The sequence below is a fragment of the Paraburkholderia phymatum genome (assembly GCF_040965635.1).
GTDB classification, from domain to species: Bacteria; Pseudomonadota; Gammaproteobacteria; order Burkholderiales; family Burkholderiaceae; genus Paraburkholderia; species Paraburkholderia phymatum_B.
In genome coordinates, this window is record NZ_JBFRCH010000130.1 from 1 (window position 1) to 362 (window position 362).

A 362-nucleotide genomic window follows, 5' to 3' on the forward strand; every position below is an offset into this window, starting at 1 on the left:
GCGCGATCGTCGAAACCAGTCCGGTGCCGTTGTGCATCACGTCGATGCCGGATGGACACATCCTCTACACGAACGAGCCGCTGCGCGAACTGTTCGGCATGGACGAAGGCATGTCGGCCAATATCGCAGATTTTTACACCGATCCAGGCGAGCGCGACCATCTGATCCAGTATCTGCGGACGGAGGGCAGCCTGCGTAATGCAGAGGTGCAGTTCCGGCGCCCCGACGGCACGCAGTTCTGGGCGATGGCGACGGCGCGCGTCGCGACCTACGACGATTCGCCCGCGATCTATGTCGGCCTGAACGACATCACGGGGCGCAAGCGGATGGAACAGGAGCTCGTCGAATCACGCGAGCAGCAG

General features: G+C 62.7%; 1 protein-coding gene. It reads left to right on the top strand.

All coding sequences use genetic code 11. From position 1 onward, the window contains the following. Window positions 1-362, top strand: a 362-nt coding sequence (locus AB4Y32_RS40500; protein ID WP_368726588.1) for a PAS domain-containing protein, incomplete at both ends; no start/stop codon positions are given.